Here is a 15,890-nt window from a genome sequence, read left to right as displayed (position 1 = left end):
GGCACCGGGTGCGGCGAAGTGGAGCGTGGCTCGTGACGGATCAGGCGGTGGACACCAGCGGCCCGGCCCGAGCGCCCCGCACCGAGGAGCCCTCCGGCGCAACCCCACCCGAACTGTTCGGCCGCCAGCGTGAGTTGAAAGCCCTTCACGAGGACATCGAACGGGCCGGACTGAACACCCTCGCCGGCCGCAAGGCGGCCCGCGCCCGGGTCCTGCTGATCGCCGGACGCGCCGGATCCGGGCGCAGCGCGCTCGCCGCCGCCTTCGCCCGCACCCTCACCGGCGCGGCCCCCGCCGGCGGCTCCATGGGCCCGCTGCCCTGGGCCGCGCCCGGTACCGGAAGCGGCGACTACCCGGACGGCGTGCTGCGCGTCGCCCTGACCGACCCCGGCGGCACCCGGGTGCCCGCCGAACGCACCGCCCGCGAGATCCTCGGCCTGCTCTCCCTCGCCACCCCGCCCGGCGCGGACGCCGACGAGCTCACCGAGATGGTCCGCGAGGCCCTCGCCGTGCGGCGGCTGCTGCTCGTACTCGACGACGCCGTGGACGCCGAGCAGGTGGACCCCCTCCTCCCGGACGGCCCCGGCTGCCTGGTGCTGGCCACCGCGACCGGCCCGCTGACCGGCGTCCCCGACGTCCGCCCCTGCACCATCGGCGGGCTGGACACCGGCTCCGCCGTGCGCCTCCTCGCCGGCGTGATCGGACAGGTGCGGATCACCGTGGACCCCCGGACCGCCGAGGCCCTCGTGGAGGAGTGCGGCGGCCAGCCCGCCGCCCTGCTGCTCGTCGCGGGATGGATCGCCGCCCGTCCGACCGCCTCCGTCGCCGACGCCACCCAGCACCTGCGGGGGACCCCGGAGGACACCGAGCAGCCGGTGGGCGCCCGCCCGCTGGCCCGCGCCTTCCGGATGGCGCACGACTCCCTGCTGGAGACCCCCGCCCGGATACTACGACTGCTCGCGCTCGCGCCCGCCGGCCTCGCCGACGCGCACACCGCCTCCGCGCTGGCCGGCTGTTCCGTCTCCGCCGCCCGCCGGACCCTCGACGACTTCGTCGCCCTCGGCCTGCTGCGTACGGACGGCGCGACCGAGCCCCAGTACGAGGTACCGGGCTGCCTCGCGCCCCTGGTGCGGGCGCTCCTGGAGGAACGCGACCGGCCGGCCGAGACCGAGCTGGCCCGGGCCAGGATGCTGGAGCGCACCGTACGGCTGCTCCACTCCTGCCGGGCGGTCACCGAGCCGGAGGGCTCCCCGGCCCGCCGCAAGCTCGCCGGACTCCCCAAGGCGCTCCGGTTCCCCGGCCCGGAGGAGGCCGCCGTCTGGCTGCGCGTCAGGCTGCCCTCGCTGGTGGCCGCCGCCCGCATGGCGGTGGCGGACGGAGAGCTGGACACCCTCGCCCGCCGCCTGGTCGCCGCCCTGGTGCGGGCGCTCGCGGCCCACCTCGGCACGGAGGCCGCCGCCCCCGAGCTGTACGGGCTGCACGGCCTGGTGCTCGACGTCGCCGAGCGCCGGGGGCTGCACCGGGAACGCGCCGCCGCGCTCCTCAACCTCGCCGACCTCGACGCCTCCACGGGCCGTACCCGCACCGCCCTGACCCGCTACCGCGCCGCGCTGGACGCCGGGCGGGAGGCGAAGGACCTGTACGCCACCGGCCGCGCCATGGAATCCGTCGGAGGCGCCTACGCCGAGCTGGGGGACTACCCGCGCGCCTCCGACTGGTACGGCCGGGCGCTCGCCCAGCGCCTCGCACAGGGCGACCGGGAGGGCGAGGCGCGGCTCTACGGGCGGCTCGGCGCGGTGCACGCGTACGCCGGGCGGTACGGCGAGGCGCTGCGCAACTGGCGGGCCGCCGCGGCGGGCCTGCGCAGGCTCGGCGACCTTCCGGCCCAGGCCAGGGCGCTCAGCGAGGCGGCCAGGGTCCAGGAGTACGCGGGCCGCCCGCACGACTCGCTGCGTACCTGCCGGGAGGCCGTCGACCTGGCCCGGCAGGCCGAGGACGTGCGGCTCCAGGCGGCGCTGGAGCTGCGGCTGGCCGACACCCTGGACCGGCTCGGCGACCCCGCCGCGGCCGCGCTGCACCGGGCGACGGCCCAGAGACTGCTGGGCGAGGAGGGATCCGCCTGCGAAAACATTGGCGTCTCGGTCGAAAATTAGTTCTTTGCAAGGCTAGACAGCGGGAAGTCCTTCATTAGACTGGCTCTGCCGCGTGTCCCTGCGATGTTTCCGTGGGTGATGCGCATTTCTGTGCGAGTCCGTGCAAACCGGCGTTCCCCGGCCCCCGGCCGGGCCGCCCCGCCGCCCGGGCGTCCCTCCGAGCCAAGGACCGTGATCCACGTGAAGGTCGGCATCCCCCGCGAAGTCAAGAACAACGAGTTCCGGGTGGCGATCACGCCCGCCGGAGTGCACGAGCTGGTACGCCACGGCCACGAGGTCGTCGTCGAGCGGAACGCCGGCGCGGGCTCGTCCATCACGGACGAGGAGTACACCGCCGCCGGGGCGCGCATCCTGCCCACCGCCGACGAGGTCTGGGCCGCGGCCGACCTGCTGCTCAAGGTCAAGGAGCCGGTCGCCGAGGAGTACCACCGCCTGCGCAAGGGGCAGACCCTCTTCACCTACCTCCACCTCGCCGCCTCCCGCGCGTGCACCGACGCGCTGCTGGAGTCCGGCACCACCGCCATCGCGTACGAGACCGTCGAGACCGCGAACCGGGCGCTGCCGCTGCTCGCCCCCATGTCCGAGGTCGCGGGCCGGCTGGCCCCGCAGGTCGGCGCGTACCACCTGATGCGTTCGGCGGGCGGCCGGGGCGTGCTGCCCGGCGGCGTCCCCGGCACGGCCGCCGCCAGGGCGGTCGTCATCGGCGGCGGCGTCTCCGGCTGGAACGCCACCCAGATCGCCGTGGGGCTCGGCTTCCACGTCACCCTGCTCGACCGTGACGTCAGCAAGCTGCGCGAGGCCGACAAGGTCTTCGGGACCCGGGTGCAGACCGTGGTCTCCAACGCCTTCGAACTGGAGAAGGCGGTCGTCGAGGCCGACCTCGTCATCGGCGCCGTCCTCATCCCGGGCGCGAAGGCCCCGAAGCTGGTCACCAACGAGCTCGTCGCCAAGATGAAGCCCGGAAGTGTTCTTGTCGACATTGCGATCGACCAGGGCGGCTGCTTCGAGGACTCGCACCCGACCACGCACGCCGAACCGACCTTCACGGTCCACGACTCGGTGTTCTACTGCGTCGCGAACATGCCCGGCGCGGTTCCGAACACCTCCACCTATGCCCTCACCAACGCCACGCTCCCGTACATCGTCGAGCTGGCCAACCGGGGCTGGGTCGAGGCGCTGCGCCGTGACGCCGCCCTGGCCAGGGGCCTCAACACCCATGACGGGCAAGTCGTTTACCGCGAGGTCGCCGACGCGCACGACCTTCCGCACGTCGAGCTGAGCTCGATCATCGGCTGACGGGCCGGACCCGTCGCGCCCGTCGTACCGTCAATCCCGCACCTCCGGCCGGACCTTGTGCGTCAAGGTCCGGCCGGTCGTGCGCCGGGGTGCGGGGGGTGGTGGTCAACTCGCGCTGAACGTCCGGATTCACCCGATTCGTTCCCTCGTGAAAAGCGCGCCTTGCGCCCCGTGCACCCTTGACAGGGGGGTGTTCGATTGCAGACACATCGGGCCGGGTCCGGCGGATTGTGTTGCTGCGGACCGGTGACACGCCATAGAGTCGCCCATCGTCGGCATGGTGCCACGCTGACCTATCGATAAGTTTCCTGGTCACATCCAAGGAGGTAAGACGACTTGTGAATGAGTCGACATTTACTCCCGGGGGTGGTCAACCAGGGATGCCTGCACGGGGTCAGGGCCCGAACGGGCTCGAAGCTGTCGGCTCCGTCGCGGTCCGCACCTTCGCGACCCACCAGCACATGACGACGCCCCCCCAGATGATGGACGGCCTACACGTGAACGCCATGGCCGGCAACGAGAGTGGCCGCGACACCGCCCACCTCGCCGACTTCGCCGAGATGCCCGAGGGGCACTTCTACGACCCCGACGCCGAGTACGAACCCGATCCGGAGTACGCGGCCACACTCGCCCCCGACGCGGCGCGCCAGCGCCGTGAGCGGATCGGCCCGACCGGGCGCCCGTTGCCCTACTTCCCGATCCCGGGACCTCTGACCGAACACGGTCCCGCCAAGATCATCGCGATGTGCAACCAGAAGGGCGGGGTGGGCAAGACCACCTCGACCATCAACCTGGGTGCCGCGCTCGCCGAGTACGGACGACGGGTCCTGCTCGTCGACTTCGACCCGCAGGGCGCCCTCTCGGTCGGCCTCGGCGTCAACCCGATGGAGCTGGACCTCACCGTCTACAACCTGCTCATGGAGCGGGGCATGTCGGCCGACGAGGTACTGCTGAAGACCGCGGTCCCCAACATGGACCTGCTGCCCAGCAACATCGACCTGTCCGCCGCCGAGGTGCAGCTCGTCAGCGAGGTGGCCCGCGAGTCGACCCTGCAGCGCGCGCTCAAGCCGCTGATGGCCGACTACGACTACATCGTGATCGACTGTCAGCCCTCGCTCGGCCTGCTCACCGTGAACGCCCTGACGGCCGCTCACAAGGTGATCGTGCCGCTGGAGTGCGAGTTCTTCGCACTGCGCGGTGTGGCGCTGCTCACCGAGACCATCGAGAAGGTCCAGGAGCGGCTCAACCCCGAGCTGGAGCTCGACGGCATCCTCGCCACGATGTACGACTCCCGCACGGTGCACAGCCGCGAGGTGCTCGCCCGCGTGGTGGAGGCCTTCGACGACCACGTCTACCACACGGTCATCGGGCGCACGGTGCGCTTCCCGGAGACCACGGTCGCCGGTGAGCCCATCACCACGTACGCCTCGAACTCGGTCGGTGCGGCCGCCTACCGACAGCTCGCCAGGGAGGTGCTCGCCCGGTGTCACGCCGAGTGAGTCTGCCCGGTGCCGACGAACTGTTCCGCACCACCGGGGGCATGGGACTCCAGTCCTCCTCCCCGGCGGAGCGGCGGCGCAAGGCGAACGGCGAGGCACGGGTGCCCGCACCCGCCGGGGAGGGCGACCAGGCGCCGTCCTCCCCGGCGGGCGGCGGTACCCCACCGGAGCGGCCGACGGGGCGCGACGGCACCTCCGCACCCGACACCGAAGGGGTGGACCCGGGCGGACGCGCGGGCGGCCCCGAGCGCGTGACGGTCCCCCGGACCGGCCCCGGGCCCCAGGGCCGGCCGCCGGCCCAGGAGCAGACCGGGGCGCCCCAGCAGCAGCGCGGCCGCGGCACCGGCCAGGGCAGGGGCGCCAACCGGCGGCCCAGCGGCCGGGAGCGGCACGACGAGAAGATCACGGTCTACGTCTCGGCCGAGGAACTGATGGACCTCGAACACGCCCGGCTGGTCCTGCGCGGCGAGCACGGCCTCGCCGTCGACCGCGGGCGCATCGTCCGCGAGGCGGTCGCCGTCGTCCTCGCCGACCTGGAATCGCGCGGCGACGCGAGCATCCTCGTACGGCGGCTGCGCGGCCGCTGAGCGGTCCGCCGCGGGTAGCCTGCCCGGCAGGGCCGCAAACCCTGCCGCCCGCCCCGAGCGGCCGGCTCCCGCTCCCCGCCGGACGCCGGGCCCGTACGAGACGGCACGGCCGGTCCGCGCCCGTCGTACACCTGGACTGTTCACGTGCCGCTGCCGACGACCGACGACTCCGCCGCCCCGCGCCGCCGCGCCCTCGGGCGCGGACCGGGGGCGGCCGGGGCGACGCCGGAAGAGGCGGTCCCCGAGGCACCCGGAGTCCCCGCGGCCCCCGAGGCGCTGCACGCGCCTCCAGTGCCCCCGGAGCCCTCCGGGGTGCCCGAGGGGCCCGGGGTACCTCCGGAGCCGCCGGAGGGCCCTCAGGGGCCGCCGGAGGACGGCAGGCGGTTCACCGTACGGCTGGCGAACTTCGAAGGCCCCTTCGACCTGCTGCTCCAGCTGATCACCCGGCACCGGCTGGACGTGACCGAGGTCGCGCTCTCCAGGGTCACCGACGAGTTCATGGCCCACATCCGCGCCATGGGCGCGGACTGGGACCTCGACCAGACCACCGAGTTCCTCGTCGTCGCCGCGACCCTGCTCGACCTCAAGGCCGCCCGGCTGCTGCCCACCGCCGAGGTGGAGGACGAGGCCGACCTCGCCCTCCTGGAGGCCCGGGACCTGCTCTTCGCGCGGCTGCTCCAGTACCGGGCGTACAAGCGCGTCGCCGACATCTTCAGCGACCGGCTGGACGCCGAGGCGCGCCGCTTCCCCCGTACGGTCGGGCTGGAGCCGCACCACGCGGCGCTGCTGCCCGAGGTCGTCCTCAGCATCGGCCCCGAGGGGTTCGCGCGGCTCGCCGCGAAGGCGATGCAGCCCCGGCCCGAACCGCAGGTCTACGTGGACCACATCCACGCCCCGCTGGTCAGCGTGCGCGAGCAGGCGGGGATCGTGGTCGCGCTGCTGCGGGAGTCCGGCGGGGCCAGCTTCCGGGAGCTCACCGAGGACGCGGCCGACACCCTCACGGTGGTGGCCCGCTTCCTGGCGCTGCTGGAGCTGTACCGGGAGAAGGCGGTCGCGCTGGACCAGGAGGAGGCGCTCGGCGAGCTCCTCGTGCGGTGGTGCGGCGGGGAGGACGCGGAACCCGTCGTGACCGACGAGTTCGACAGGCAGGTCCAGCCGGACGAAGAGGAGGGCATGGAGCCATGAGCGGAGCCGCTGGAGCCGGTGGGAGCGCCGGCGTCACGGACGGGCCGGTGCACGGGGGCGCACCGCGGCACGGCGGGGCGTGGAGGTTCGCCGACGAGGCCGAGCACGGGTACGACGGTGGGCACGGGTACGGCGGGGAGCCCGCCGGGTCCGGGAGCGTCGCGGACCTGGAGCTGAAGCCCGCCCTGGAGGCGGTGCTGATGGTGGTGGACGAGCCGGCCACCGAGGAGCACCTCGCCAAGGTCCTCCAGCGGCCGCCGAGGGCCGTGGCCCTGGCGTTGCGGGAGCTGGCGGACGAGTACACCGCCCAGCGCCGCGGATTCGATCTGAGGCTCGTCGCGGGAGGCTGGCGGTTCTACTCCAGGACCGCCTACGCGGAGGCCGTGGAGAGCTTCGTCCTGGACGGCCGGCAGGCCCGTCTCACCCAGGCGGCACTGGAGACCCTGGCGGTCGTCGCGTACCGCCAGCCGGTCAGCCGTTCGAGGGTCTCGGCGGTGCGCGGAGTGAACTGCGACGGGGTCATGCGGACCCTCCTGCAGCGCGCTCTGGTCGAGGAGGCGGGGACGGAACCCGAAACAGGTGCGATCCTGTACAGGACGACGAACTACTTTCTGGAGCGTATGGGCCTGCGTGGTCTGGACGAGCTCCCGGAACTCGCTCCCTTCCTCCCGGAAGCGGACGCGATCGAGGCTGAGACGCTAGAGGGTGTGCCGTCGTTCGATCCGGACGCACCGGACACCCCGGATACTCACGCAGACGACAAGACGGAATTTTGATGCGAAGCAGTGGCAGGAACAGCGGAAGCGGCAGCAGCGGCGGCGGCAACCGGAACCCCCGGGGCGGCAGTGGCGGGTCCTTCCGGCCGAAGTCCCAGGGCGGCGGTCAGGGCGGTGGCCAGGGCGGCCGCGGTCAGGGCGGCCAGGGCGGCCGCGGGCCGGCCCAGGGCCGCGGCGGGCGCGACGACCAGCAGGAGCAGCGTCCGCGCCGCCCCCGCCCGGAGGAGCGCCGTTACGACGTGGGCCCCTCGACCAGCTCGTCGGGCGCCGGCGACAGCGAAGCCCGCAAGGGCCGCGGCGCCTCGGCCCGCGGCGGCGCCAAGGGCGGACCGAAGTCCCCGCAGCCCGGCAACGCCCGCGGCGGCTTCCGGCGCGGCCCCTCGGGCCAGGCCCGGCCGCGCGAGCTGGACGCGAAGATCGAGCAGCGCAACCGCGACCGGTACGCGGACAAGCCGGACTTCAAGGTGGTCAAGACCCACCCGGGCGCCGAGCAGGAGGGCGAGCGGCTGCAGAAGGTCCTCGCCCGGGCCGGCATGGGCTCGCGGCGGGCCTGCGAGGAGCTGATCGAGCAGGCGCGCGTCGAGGTCAACGGCGAGATCGTGCTGGAGCAGGGCAAGCGCGTCGACCCGCAGAAGGACGAGATCAAGGTCGACGGACTGACCGTCGCGACCCAGTCGTACCTCTTCTTCGCGCTGAACAAGCCGGCCGGCGTCGTCTCCTCGATGGAGGACCCGGACGGCCGTCAGTGCCTCGGCGACTACGTCACCAACCGTGAGACGCGGCTCTTCCACGTCGGCCGGCTGGACACCGAGACCGAGGGCATCATCATGCTCACCAACCACGGTGAGCTCGCCCACCGCCTCACCCACCCGAAGTACGGCGTGAAGAAGACGTACCTCGCGGCGATCCAGGGCCCGCTCCCGCGCGACCTGGGCAAGCGCCTCAAGGACGGCATCCAGCTGGAGGACGGGTACGCCCGCGCCGACCACTTCCGCGTCGTCGAGAACACCGGCAAGAACTACCTGGTCGAGGTGACCCTCCACGAGGGCCGCAAGCACATCGTCCGCCGGATGCTCTCCGAGGCCGGCTTCCCGGTCGACCGGCTGGTGCGGACGTCCTTCGGGCCGATCCCGCTGGGCGACCAGAAGTCCGGCTGGCTGCGCCGCCTGACCAACACCGAGGTCGGCATGCTGATGCGCGAGGTCGGTCTGTAGGACCCCGGGAGCCCTCGGAGAACCTCCGGGGGAGCCCCTCAGGCCCCGCGTCGAAGGCCCGCGGCCGGTTCCGTTCGATTTTTTTCGGACGAACCGGCCGCGGGCCTTTCGCATGCCCCGGTCCGCCTTTATAGTCAGAGTGACCATTAAGGAGGCGGGCGTGAGTCTCGCTGATGTTCTCGACCCCCTGCAGCAACCCCTGGTGACCTGGCTGGACACCCCGGTCAGCTGGACCGAGGTGCTCGGATTCGGCAGCGGGGCCCTCTGCGTCTGGCTCGTGGTACGCCAGCACCTGGCCAACTGGCCGGTCGGCATCGCCAACAACCTCTTCTTCGTGCTGCTCTTCGCACAGTCCGGCCTCTACGCCGACGCCGGACTCCAGATCGTCTTCATCGCCCTCGCCGCGTACGGCTGGTGGACCTGGACCCACGGGGGTGGACCAGGGGCACCCGTCCTGCCGGTACGCGGTACGCCGCGCGCCGAGTGGACCCGGCTGCTCGCGGCGGGGGCGGTGGGGACCCTCGCACTGACCCTCCTGCTCGCCCGCGCCACCGACTCGACCGTGCCGTTCTGGGACGCGCTGACGACCGCGCTCTCCCTGATGGCGACCTACGGGCAGAGCCGCAAGCGGGTCGAGTCCTGGTGGCTCTGGATCGCCGCCGACCTCGTCTACATCCCGCTCTACGCCCACAAGGGCCTCTACCTGACCTCGCTGCTCTACGTCGGCTTCCTCGCGCTCTGCGTGGCCGGGCTGCGCTCCTGGCGGCGCGACCTCGCGGCGGACCCGGCCGCGGGCGGGCGTCCGGCCGGGCGCACGGAGGTGGCGGCGTGAAGAAGTACGCCCACGGCCTGGTGCTCGGCAAGTTCTACCCGCCGCACGCCGGCCACCATCACCTCGTCCGTACCGCCCAGGACCGCTGCGAGCGGCTCACCGTGCTCGTCTGCGCCGCCGGGGTCGAATCGGTGCCGCTCGCCGACCGGGTGGCCTGGATGCGCGAGACGCACCCCGCCGCCACGGTCGTGGGAGCCGTGGACGACATACGGATGGACGTCCACGACCCCGCGGTCTGGGACGCGCACATGGCGGTGTTCACCGCCGCCGTCCCCGAACGGGTCGACGCGGTCTTCTCCTCGGAGGCGTACGGCGACGAACTCGCCCGGCGCTTCGGCGCCGAGCCGGTCTCCGTCGACCCGGACCGCACCGTCTTCCCGGTCTCCGGCACGGCGGTCCGCGAGGACCCCGTCGCCTGCTGGGACTTCCTGGAGCCGCCCGTACGCGCCGCGCTCACCCGCCGGGTCGTCGTGGTCGGCGCCGAGTCCACCGGCACCACCACCCTGGCGCTCGCGCTGGCCGAGCACTACCGCCGGCGCGGCGGGGTGTGGGCCCGGACCCGCAGCGTGCCGGAGTACGGGCGGGAGTTCAGCGAACAGAAACTCGCCGCCCTGCGCGCCGACCACCCCGGCGCGCAGTGGGAGGACGTCGTCTTCACCACCGGCGACTTCCCGCTGATCGCCGCCGTCCAGAACGACCGCGAGGAGGCCGCCGCGCGGACCGGTTCGCCGGTGCTCTTCTGCGACACCGACTCCTTCGCCACCACGGTCTGGCACGAGCGGTACGTCGGAGGGCGCAACCCGCGCGTCGAGGCGACCGCCGACCGCGTCCACCACCACCTGTGGCTCCTCACCGGCCACGAGGGCGTCCCCTTCGAGGACGACGGACTGCGCGACGGCGAGGAGCTGCGGCCCTGGATGACGGGCCGCTTCCGCGCCGAACTCACCCGCACCGGACGCCCGTTCGTGGAGATCACCGGCAGCCGCGAACAGCGGCTCGCCACCGCTGTCGCCGCCGTCGACGAACTCCTCGCGTCCGGCTGGCACTTCAACCCGCCTCTCCCGGAGCGACGATGAACACCCGTGCGCAGGAGCCAGCAGGAGCTCCGGAGGGCTATGACCCGTACGCCTTCTCCCCGTTCGCCGTCACCGTCGACCTCGCCGTCTTCACGGTCCGCGAAGGGCGGCTCCACGTACTGCTCGTGGAACGCGGCGAGGAACCGTACAAGGGGCGCTGGGCGCTCCCCGGCGGGTTCGTCGCCCCCCGCGAGTCCGCCCCGCAGGCCGCCCGCCGCGAACTCGCCGAGGAGACGGGCCTGGACGAGGGCACCGTCTGCGAGGTCCACCTCGAACAACTGCGCACCTACACCGACCCGGACCGCGACCCGAGGATGCGGGTCGTCTCCGTCGCGTACGCGGCGCTCCTGCCGGACCTGCCCGAACCGCGCGGAGGCGGCGACGCGGCCAGCGCCCGATGGTGGGCCTTCGGCGAGGGTGACACCGGGGTGCCCGGGCCGCTCGCCTTCGACCACGACACCATCCTCGCCGACGCCCACGACCGCATCGGCTCCAAGCTCGAATACACCTGCCTGGCAACGGCGTTCTGCCCCGCCGAGTTCACCCTCGGCGAGCTCCAGCAGGTCTACGAAACCGTGTGGGGCACCGCGCTCGACCGCCCCAACTTCCGGCGCAAGGTCCTCGCCACGACCGGCTTCGTCGAGGCCGTCGAAGGGCCCCCGCGCCGCACCGGGGGACGGGGCAAACCCGCCGCCCTGTACCGGGCGGGCACCGCCACCGCCCTGCACCCGCCGCTCCTGCGACCGGAAGGAAGAACCCCATGATCGCCACCGGAATCCGTACCAAACAGGCCGCCACCGGCGCGCTCGTCGGGCTCGCCCTCGGCGACGCGCTGGGCTTCCCGACCGAGTTCAACGACGTGCCCGCCATCCTCGCCAAGTGCGGCCCGTGGCGCGGGATGGAACTTCCCCGGCCCGCGTTCGTCACCGACGACACCCAGATGACCCTCGCCCTCGGACGGGGCATCCGCACCGCCATGGACCGGGGCCTGCTCACCGGGCTCCGGCTGGCCCGGCCGGTCCGGGAGGAGTTCGTCGACTGGTACCACTCGCCCGACAACAACCGGGCCCCCGGCCGCACCTGCTTGGTCGCCTGCCGGCTGCTCGACGCCGACCGCCCCTGGCAGGAAGCCAGCCAGACCGGTTCCAAGGGGTGCGGCGCCAACATGCGGGTCGCCCCCGTCGGACTGGTACCCGGACTCAGCGACGACCAGCGCGCGGGCGCCGCCCAGCTCCAGGCCGCCCTGACCCACGGCCACCCCACCGCCCTGGCCGCCTCCGACCTGATGGCCCGCGCCGTCTTCCTCCTCGCCAAGGGCACCGAACCCCTCGGCCTCGTCGGACAGCTGCGCAGCTACGCGTACGAGAACCGGAGCCGCTATCACGAGCGCTGGCTCGGCGACCTCTGGCGCCACACCCACGACGCCTCCGCCCAGTCCTACATCCAGCGCGGCTGGGACGAGTGCCTGGAGGTGCTGACCCGCGTCCAGGACGCCCTGCGCGACCCGTCCCCGGAGACCGACCCCTGCGAGCGCACGGGGGACGGCTGGATCGCCGAGGAGGCCCTCGCGACGGCCCTGCACTGCTTCCTGCTCTTCCCCGAGGAACCCGTCACCGCCCTGCGCCGGGCCGCCTGCACCCGGGGCGACTCCGACTCGCTGGCCTGCCTCACCGGGGCGCTCGCCGGCGCCCACCTGGGAGCCTCGGCCTGGCCCAAGGAGTGGGCCGAGCGGATCGAGTACCGGAGCGACCTGCTGTCGCTGGGGGCGCTCTGGGACTCGTGAGGTGCGGCCTCTGGGATCCTTGGCCCATGGACACTGTCCACGCGATGCGTACCGGTGAGATCCAGGCCCACCTCCCGAGTCTGCTGGAACAGGTGCCGGCACCCGCGTGGCTGCCCGGACTGATCGAGGCGAAGGCCGCCGCCGAACACGGGGCGATGGAGGGCCCGGACCCGGAGACGGTGGCTCGCGAGGTCGCGGCGCTGCACGAGGTGCTCGACACGGCCCAGCGGACGACCCGGCTGCCGGAGCGGCCGACCTGCTTCGGGGCGCTGGACGCACTCGTCGTACGGGTCCGGCTGGGGGAGTGAGCCCCTGGCCGGCGTGCCCGGCGGCCGTTCGCTCGGCCGACTTTCAGCCGCCGCCCAGCGCCGAGGCCCGCCGGGTCCGTACGAGGAACTCCTCCACCCGGGCCCGGTCGGGGCGGTCCGGCAGCGGGGACCGGCCGACGGCTTCCCCGCACTCCTCGGCCAGCCGCGCCATCCTGCGCTCCACCTCGGGCCACCCCACCTCGCCCCGCTTCACCGCGAGCAACTCCTCACGCCGCTCGCCGACATCGATGGTGAGTACCCCGGTGCGCAGCAGGTCTCCGGCGGACATCAGCAGGCGCAGCAGATGCATGGCGTGCTTCCAGCGCGGCGCTCCGTGCGTCCGCTCGTCGGCCTCCAGCTTCCGGCGCTGACCCGTCGCGTACCGGGTGAAGGTGGCGTACACCTCCCGGGACAGGAAGGCGTCGCGCAGCGCGAGGAGTTCGCGGCCGGTGTCGTCGATCCGCTCCACCAGCGGGGAGTGCAGGCACTCCAGGACGTTCGGGTTGGCGCGCAGGGCCAGCTCGCAGAAACGCTCCAGCTCCCACGAGAACTGCTCCGGCGCAGGCCCGTCCAGATGCGTCGGCGGCTTCTCGAACCGCCAGAACGAGGCGGTCGGCGCGAGGAACACCCCACGCCGGTCGATGTCGCTCCCCTCGGTCGCCAGCCCGAACGCACGCGATCCCATCACGCAGGAGTAGACGGTGTGGTCGCGGACGAGCGAGTCGGCATCGGGGCTGGTCATGGGCGTGAGGGTACGCGGGGGCGGGGTGCGGGTGCCGAGAGTTTCTCTCCGCCCGGATGATCGAAGACGCCCTTCCGGATCCTGGAAAGCCCACCCCGCCGTTTCCCGCCGGTCCAGGCCGTCTCACGCCGTCCGGATGGAGCCGCCGCTGACCGTGATCTTCTCGGTCGGCAGGGGGCGGGGCGCCGGGCCGGCCTCCACCGCCGCGTCCGTGATGCTGTATTTGCTGCCGTGGCACGGACAGTCGATCGTGCCGTCCGCCACCTTCGTCACCAGGCAGCCGGCGTGGGTGCAGACCCCGGAGAACGCCTTGAACTCGCCCTCCTTCGGCTGCGTCACCACGATCTTCCGGTCCTTGAAGATCGTCCCGCCGCCCACCGGGATGTCCGAGGTCCTGGCCAGTTCCGTACCCCCGGTGCCCCCGTCCGTCGCCGACGGTGACGCGGCCGGGGAGCTCTCGGTGTCCCCGTCTCCGCCTCCGGACGACCCGCACCCCGCCACCAGCGCCGCCGCGCCCGCGGTCGTGGCGGTCAGGACCGCCCTGCGCCGTGCGTCCATGGTTCGCTCCTCCGCTCGGACGGCCGCCGCCGGTACCTCACCCGGCGTGCGTCCGTGTCCGTCCCCGCCGGGGGCGAAGCCGCCTCCGGCACCACGCATCGTGGCGCCGTACGCGCCCCCGGCGAAGCAACCGGGCCGCCGCCACCCGGGTGGCGGGCCGGACGCGAAAACTCCCGGGCACCCGCGCCCCGCGTCTCACGGAGAGAAACGCCGGTCCCGGCCGCCGGACCGCCCCTCTACTCTGGCCACAGGGCGTCGACGGAGACGGACAGCGAGGGAGAGCGACGTGGCGGTACGAGCGGTCCGTGGAGCCGTCCAGCTGGACCGGGACGAGCCCGGGGAGATGGACGAGCGGGTGGGCACCCTGCTCGCCGCCGTGCTGGAGCGCAACGGCCTGAGCCATGAGGACCTCATCAGCATCTGGTTCACCGCCACCCCCGACCTCCGCAACGGCTTCCCCGCGGCCGCCGCGCGCCGCGGGCTCGGTATCGTCGATGTCCCGCTGATCTGCGCCCAGGAACTCGACGTCGAGGGGGCCATGCCACGGGTGGTCCGGATACTCGCGCACATCGAGACCGACCTCCCCCGGGCGCGGATCCAGCACGTCTACCTCGGCGCCACCGCCGCCCTCCGCAAGGACATCGCCCAGTGAGAACCGCCCTCGTCATCGGTACCGGACTGGTCGGCACCTCCGCCGCCCTCGCCCTGGCCGGCCGTGGCATCCACGTCCACCTCGCCGACCACGACCCCGCGTCCGCCCGTACCGCCGCGGCGCTCGGGGCCGGAACCGAGGAGCCGCCGGAGGGCCCGGTGGACCTCGCCGTCATCGCCGTACCGCCCGCGCACACCGCGTCGGTGCTGGCCGGCGCCATGCGCGACGGCGTCGCCCGGGGGTACCTCGACGTCGCGAGCGTCAAGGGCGGCCCCCGGCGCGAGCTGGAGGCGCTGGGGCTCGACCTGACCCCGTACATCGGTACGCACCCGATGGCCGGCAAGGAGCGCTCCGGCCCGCTCGCCGCCACCGGGGACCTCTTCGAGGGGCGGCCCTGGGTCCTCACCCCGACCCGGGACACCGACACCGAGGTGCTCAACCTCGCCCTGGAGCTGGTCGCGGTCTGCAAGGCCGTCCCCGTGGTCATGGACGCCGACGCGCACGACCGGGCCGTCGCCCTGGTCTCGCACACCCCGCAGCTGATCTCCTCGATGGTCGCCGCCCGGCTGGAGGAGGCCGACGAGACCGCCGTACGCCTGTGCGGGCAGGGCATCCGCGACGTCACCCGGATCGCCGCCTCCGACCCCCGGATGTGGGTGGAGATCCTCTCCGCCAACCCCGGCCCCGTCGCCGACGTGCTCGCGGGCATCGCCACCGACCTCGACGAGACGGTACGGGCGCTGCGCGGCCTGCAGTCCGCCGACGAGGAGAAGCGCCGTACGGGCACGGAGGGCATCGAGGACGTCCTGCGGCGCGGCAACGCCGGCCGCGTCCGGGTCCCCGGCAAGCACGGCGCGGGCCCCGCCTCGTACGAGGTCGTCGCCGTCCTCATCAGCGACCGTCCCGGCGAGCTGGCCCGGATCTTCGCCGACGCCGGCCAGGTCGGGGTGAACATCGAGGACGTCCGGATCGAGCACGCCACCGGCCAGCAGGCGGGCCTGGTCCAGCTCATGGTCGAGCCCAGTGCCGCCGCCGCGCTCGGCTCCGCCCTCACCGAGCGCGGCTGGTCGCTCCGCCCCTGACCACCTGGGTGGTGTCCGGCTCCGGGGGCCCCGCCCGCCCCCGGAACGCCGTCGGGCACCGGGCCCGGAGCCCGGTCCGCGGCGGGGTGCGTCCGATCGGGGTACAGGTGTGTCCCCCACACTCGGTAACCTTGGACCAGGCCGTAC

The 15,890-nt window shown here is 73.5% G+C and carries 16 protein-coding genes; 14 read left to right on the top strand and 2 right to left on the bottom strand.

What is annotated here, in order from left to right:
* Positions 1-32 precede the first annotated feature (32 nt).
* The 12 genes from ACWCWD_RS31355 to ACWCWD_RS31300 all read left to right on the top strand — a co-directional run bounded on the left by ACWCWD_RS31355 (position 33) and on the right by ACWCWD_RS31300 (position 12,709).
* Positions 33-2,153, top strand: a complete 2,121-nt coding sequence (locus ACWCWD_RS31355; RefSeq protein WP_450778060.1) for a tetratricopeptide repeat protein — start codon at positions 33-35, stop codon at positions 2,151-2,153.
* A 180-nt stretch (positions 2,154-2,333) separates the two neighbouring features.
* Complete coding sequence (ald, locus tag ACWCWD_RS31350) at positions 2,334-3,449, top strand: alanine dehydrogenase (protein WP_450778089.1); 1,116 nt, start codon at positions 2,334-2,336, stop codon at positions 3,447-3,449.
* Positions 3,450-3,829: 380 nt separating this feature from the next.
* The gene (locus tag ACWCWD_RS31345) at positions 3,830-4,948 is read left to right on the top strand and encodes a ParA family protein (RefSeq protein ID WP_327174979.1); all 1,119 of its coding nucleotides are present in this window, start codon (positions 3,830-3,832) and stop codon (positions 4,946-4,948) included.
* On the top strand, positions 4,945-5,535 hold the full coding sequence (locus ACWCWD_RS31340; RefSeq protein ID WP_450778087.1) for a hypothetical protein: 591 nt from the start codon (positions 4,945-4,947) through the stop codon (positions 5,533-5,535). The genes ACWCWD_RS31345 and ACWCWD_RS31340 overlap by 4 nt, the downstream gene beginning before the upstream one ends.
* 150 nt (positions 5,536-5,685) lie before the next feature.
* Complete coding sequence (locus ACWCWD_RS31335) at positions 5,686-6,720, top strand: segregation and condensation protein A (protein ID WP_450778085.1); 1,035 nt, start codon at positions 5,686-5,688, stop codon at positions 6,718-6,720.
* A complete protein-coding gene (scpB, locus tag ACWCWD_RS31330; protein WP_450778058.1) occupies positions 6,717-7,496 on the top strand; it encodes an SMC-Scp complex subunit ScpB in 780 nt (259 codons plus the stop codon). Before ACWCWD_RS31335 ends, scpB begins: the two co-directional genes overlap by 4 nt.
* Complete coding sequence (locus tag ACWCWD_RS31325) at positions 7,496-8,710, top strand: pseudouridine synthase (protein WP_450778056.1); 1,215 nt, start codon at positions 7,496-7,498, stop codon at positions 8,708-8,710. The genes scpB and ACWCWD_RS31325 overlap by 1 nt, the downstream gene beginning before the upstream one ends.
* A 160-nt stretch (positions 8,711-8,870) precedes the next feature.
* Positions 8,871-9,542: a nicotinamide riboside transporter PnuC gene (gene pnuC, locus ACWCWD_RS31320; protein WP_450778054.1), complete on the top strand. Its 672-nt coding sequence runs from the start codon at positions 8,871-8,873 to the stop codon at positions 9,540-9,542.
* Positions 9,539-10,618, top strand: coding sequence for an AAA family ATPase (locus ACWCWD_RS31315; protein WP_450778052.1), 1,080 nt, complete (start codon positions 9,539-9,541; stop codon positions 10,616-10,618). Before pnuC ends, ACWCWD_RS31315 begins: the two co-directional genes overlap by 4 nt.
* Positions 10,615-11,382, top strand: coding sequence for an NUDIX hydrolase (locus tag ACWCWD_RS31310; RefSeq protein WP_450778050.1), 768 nt, complete (start codon positions 10,615-10,617; stop codon positions 11,380-11,382). Before ACWCWD_RS31315 ends, ACWCWD_RS31310 begins: the two co-directional genes overlap by 4 nt.
* Positions 11,379-12,401, top strand: coding sequence for an ADP-ribosylglycohydrolase family protein (locus ACWCWD_RS31305; protein ID WP_450778048.1), 1,023 nt, complete (start codon positions 11,379-11,381; stop codon positions 12,399-12,401). The genes ACWCWD_RS31310 and ACWCWD_RS31305 overlap by 4 nt, the downstream gene beginning before the upstream one ends.
* Before the next feature lie 26 nt (positions 12,402-12,427).
* Positions 12,428-12,709, top strand: coding sequence for a hypothetical protein (locus tag ACWCWD_RS31300; protein ID WP_450778046.1), 282 nt, complete (start codon positions 12,428-12,430; stop codon positions 12,707-12,709).
* Positions 12,710-12,752: 43 nt separating this feature from the next.
* Here the strand turns inward: ACWCWD_RS31300 and ACWCWD_RS31295 are convergent, their stop codons facing one another.
* Together ACWCWD_RS31295 and ACWCWD_RS31290 are read right to left on the bottom strand one after the other, a co-directional pair.
* Positions 12,753-13,451 carry a nucleotidyltransferase domain-containing protein gene (locus ACWCWD_RS31295; protein ID WP_450778044.1) on the bottom strand — a complete coding sequence of 233 codons (699 nt, stop codon included), beginning with the start codon at positions 13,449-13,451 and terminating at the stop codon, positions 12,753-12,755.
* 123 nt (positions 13,452-13,574) lie between these two features.
* Entirely contained in the window at positions 13,575-14,009 is a 435-nt protein-coding gene (locus tag ACWCWD_RS31290; RefSeq protein ID WP_450778042.1) for a Rieske (2Fe-2S) protein, read from the bottom strand.
* 286 nt (positions 14,010-14,295) lie between these two features.
* Here ACWCWD_RS31290 and aroH point away from each other — a divergent pair, with 286 nt between their 5' ends.
* Together aroH and ACWCWD_RS31280 are read left to right on the top strand one after the other, a co-directional pair.
* Positions 14,296-14,661 (top strand): chorismate mutase, encoded by a 366-nt coding sequence (gene aroH / locus ACWCWD_RS31285; protein WP_450778040.1) that lies wholly within the window; start codon positions 14,296-14,298, stop codon positions 14,659-14,661.
* Positions 14,658-15,743, top strand: coding sequence for a prephenate dehydrogenase (locus ACWCWD_RS31280; RefSeq protein WP_450778038.1), 1,086 nt, complete (start codon positions 14,658-14,660; stop codon positions 15,741-15,743). The genes aroH and ACWCWD_RS31280 overlap by 4 nt, the downstream gene beginning before the upstream one ends.
* Positions 15,744-15,890: the final 147 nt, after the last annotated feature.

It is taken from the genome of Streptomyces sp. NPDC001493 (genome assembly GCF_053597235.1).
This window is presented reverse-complemented; position numbering and strand designations above follow the sequence as displayed.

Excerpts from the sequence above, each read along its gene's own strand:
- ACWCWD_RS31345 (WP_327174979.1), top strand. The coding sequence starts at position 3,830 with ATGCCTGCACGGGGTCAGGGCCCGAACGGGCTCGAAGCTGTCGGCTCC.
- scpB (WP_450778058.1), top strand. The coding sequence starts at position 6,717 with ATGAGCGGAGCCGCTGGAGCCGGTGGGAGCGCCGGCGTCACGGACGGG.
- ACWCWD_RS31325 (WP_450778056.1), top strand. The coding sequence starts at position 7,496 with ATGCGAAGCAGTGGCAGGAACAGCGGAAGCGGCAGCAGCGGCGGCGGC.
- ACWCWD_RS31310 (WP_450778050.1), top strand. The coding sequence starts at position 10,615 with ATGAACACCCGTGCGCAGGAGCCAGCAGGAGCTCCGGAGGGCTATGAC.
- ACWCWD_RS31305 (WP_450778048.1), top strand. The coding sequence starts at position 11,379 with ATGATCGCCACCGGAATCCGTACCAAACAGGCCGCCACCGGCGCGCTC.
- ACWCWD_RS31300 (WP_450778046.1), top strand. The coding sequence starts at position 12,428 with ATGGACACTGTCCACGCGATGCGTACCGGTGAGATCCAGGCCCACCTC.
- ACWCWD_RS31295 (WP_450778044.1), bottom strand. The coding sequence starts at position 13,451 with ATGACCAGCCCCGATGCCGACTCGCTCGTCCGCGACCACACCGTCTAC.
- ACWCWD_RS31290 (WP_450778042.1), bottom strand. The coding sequence starts at position 14,009 with ATGGACGCACGGCGCAGGGCGGTCCTGACCGCCACGACCGCGGGCGCG.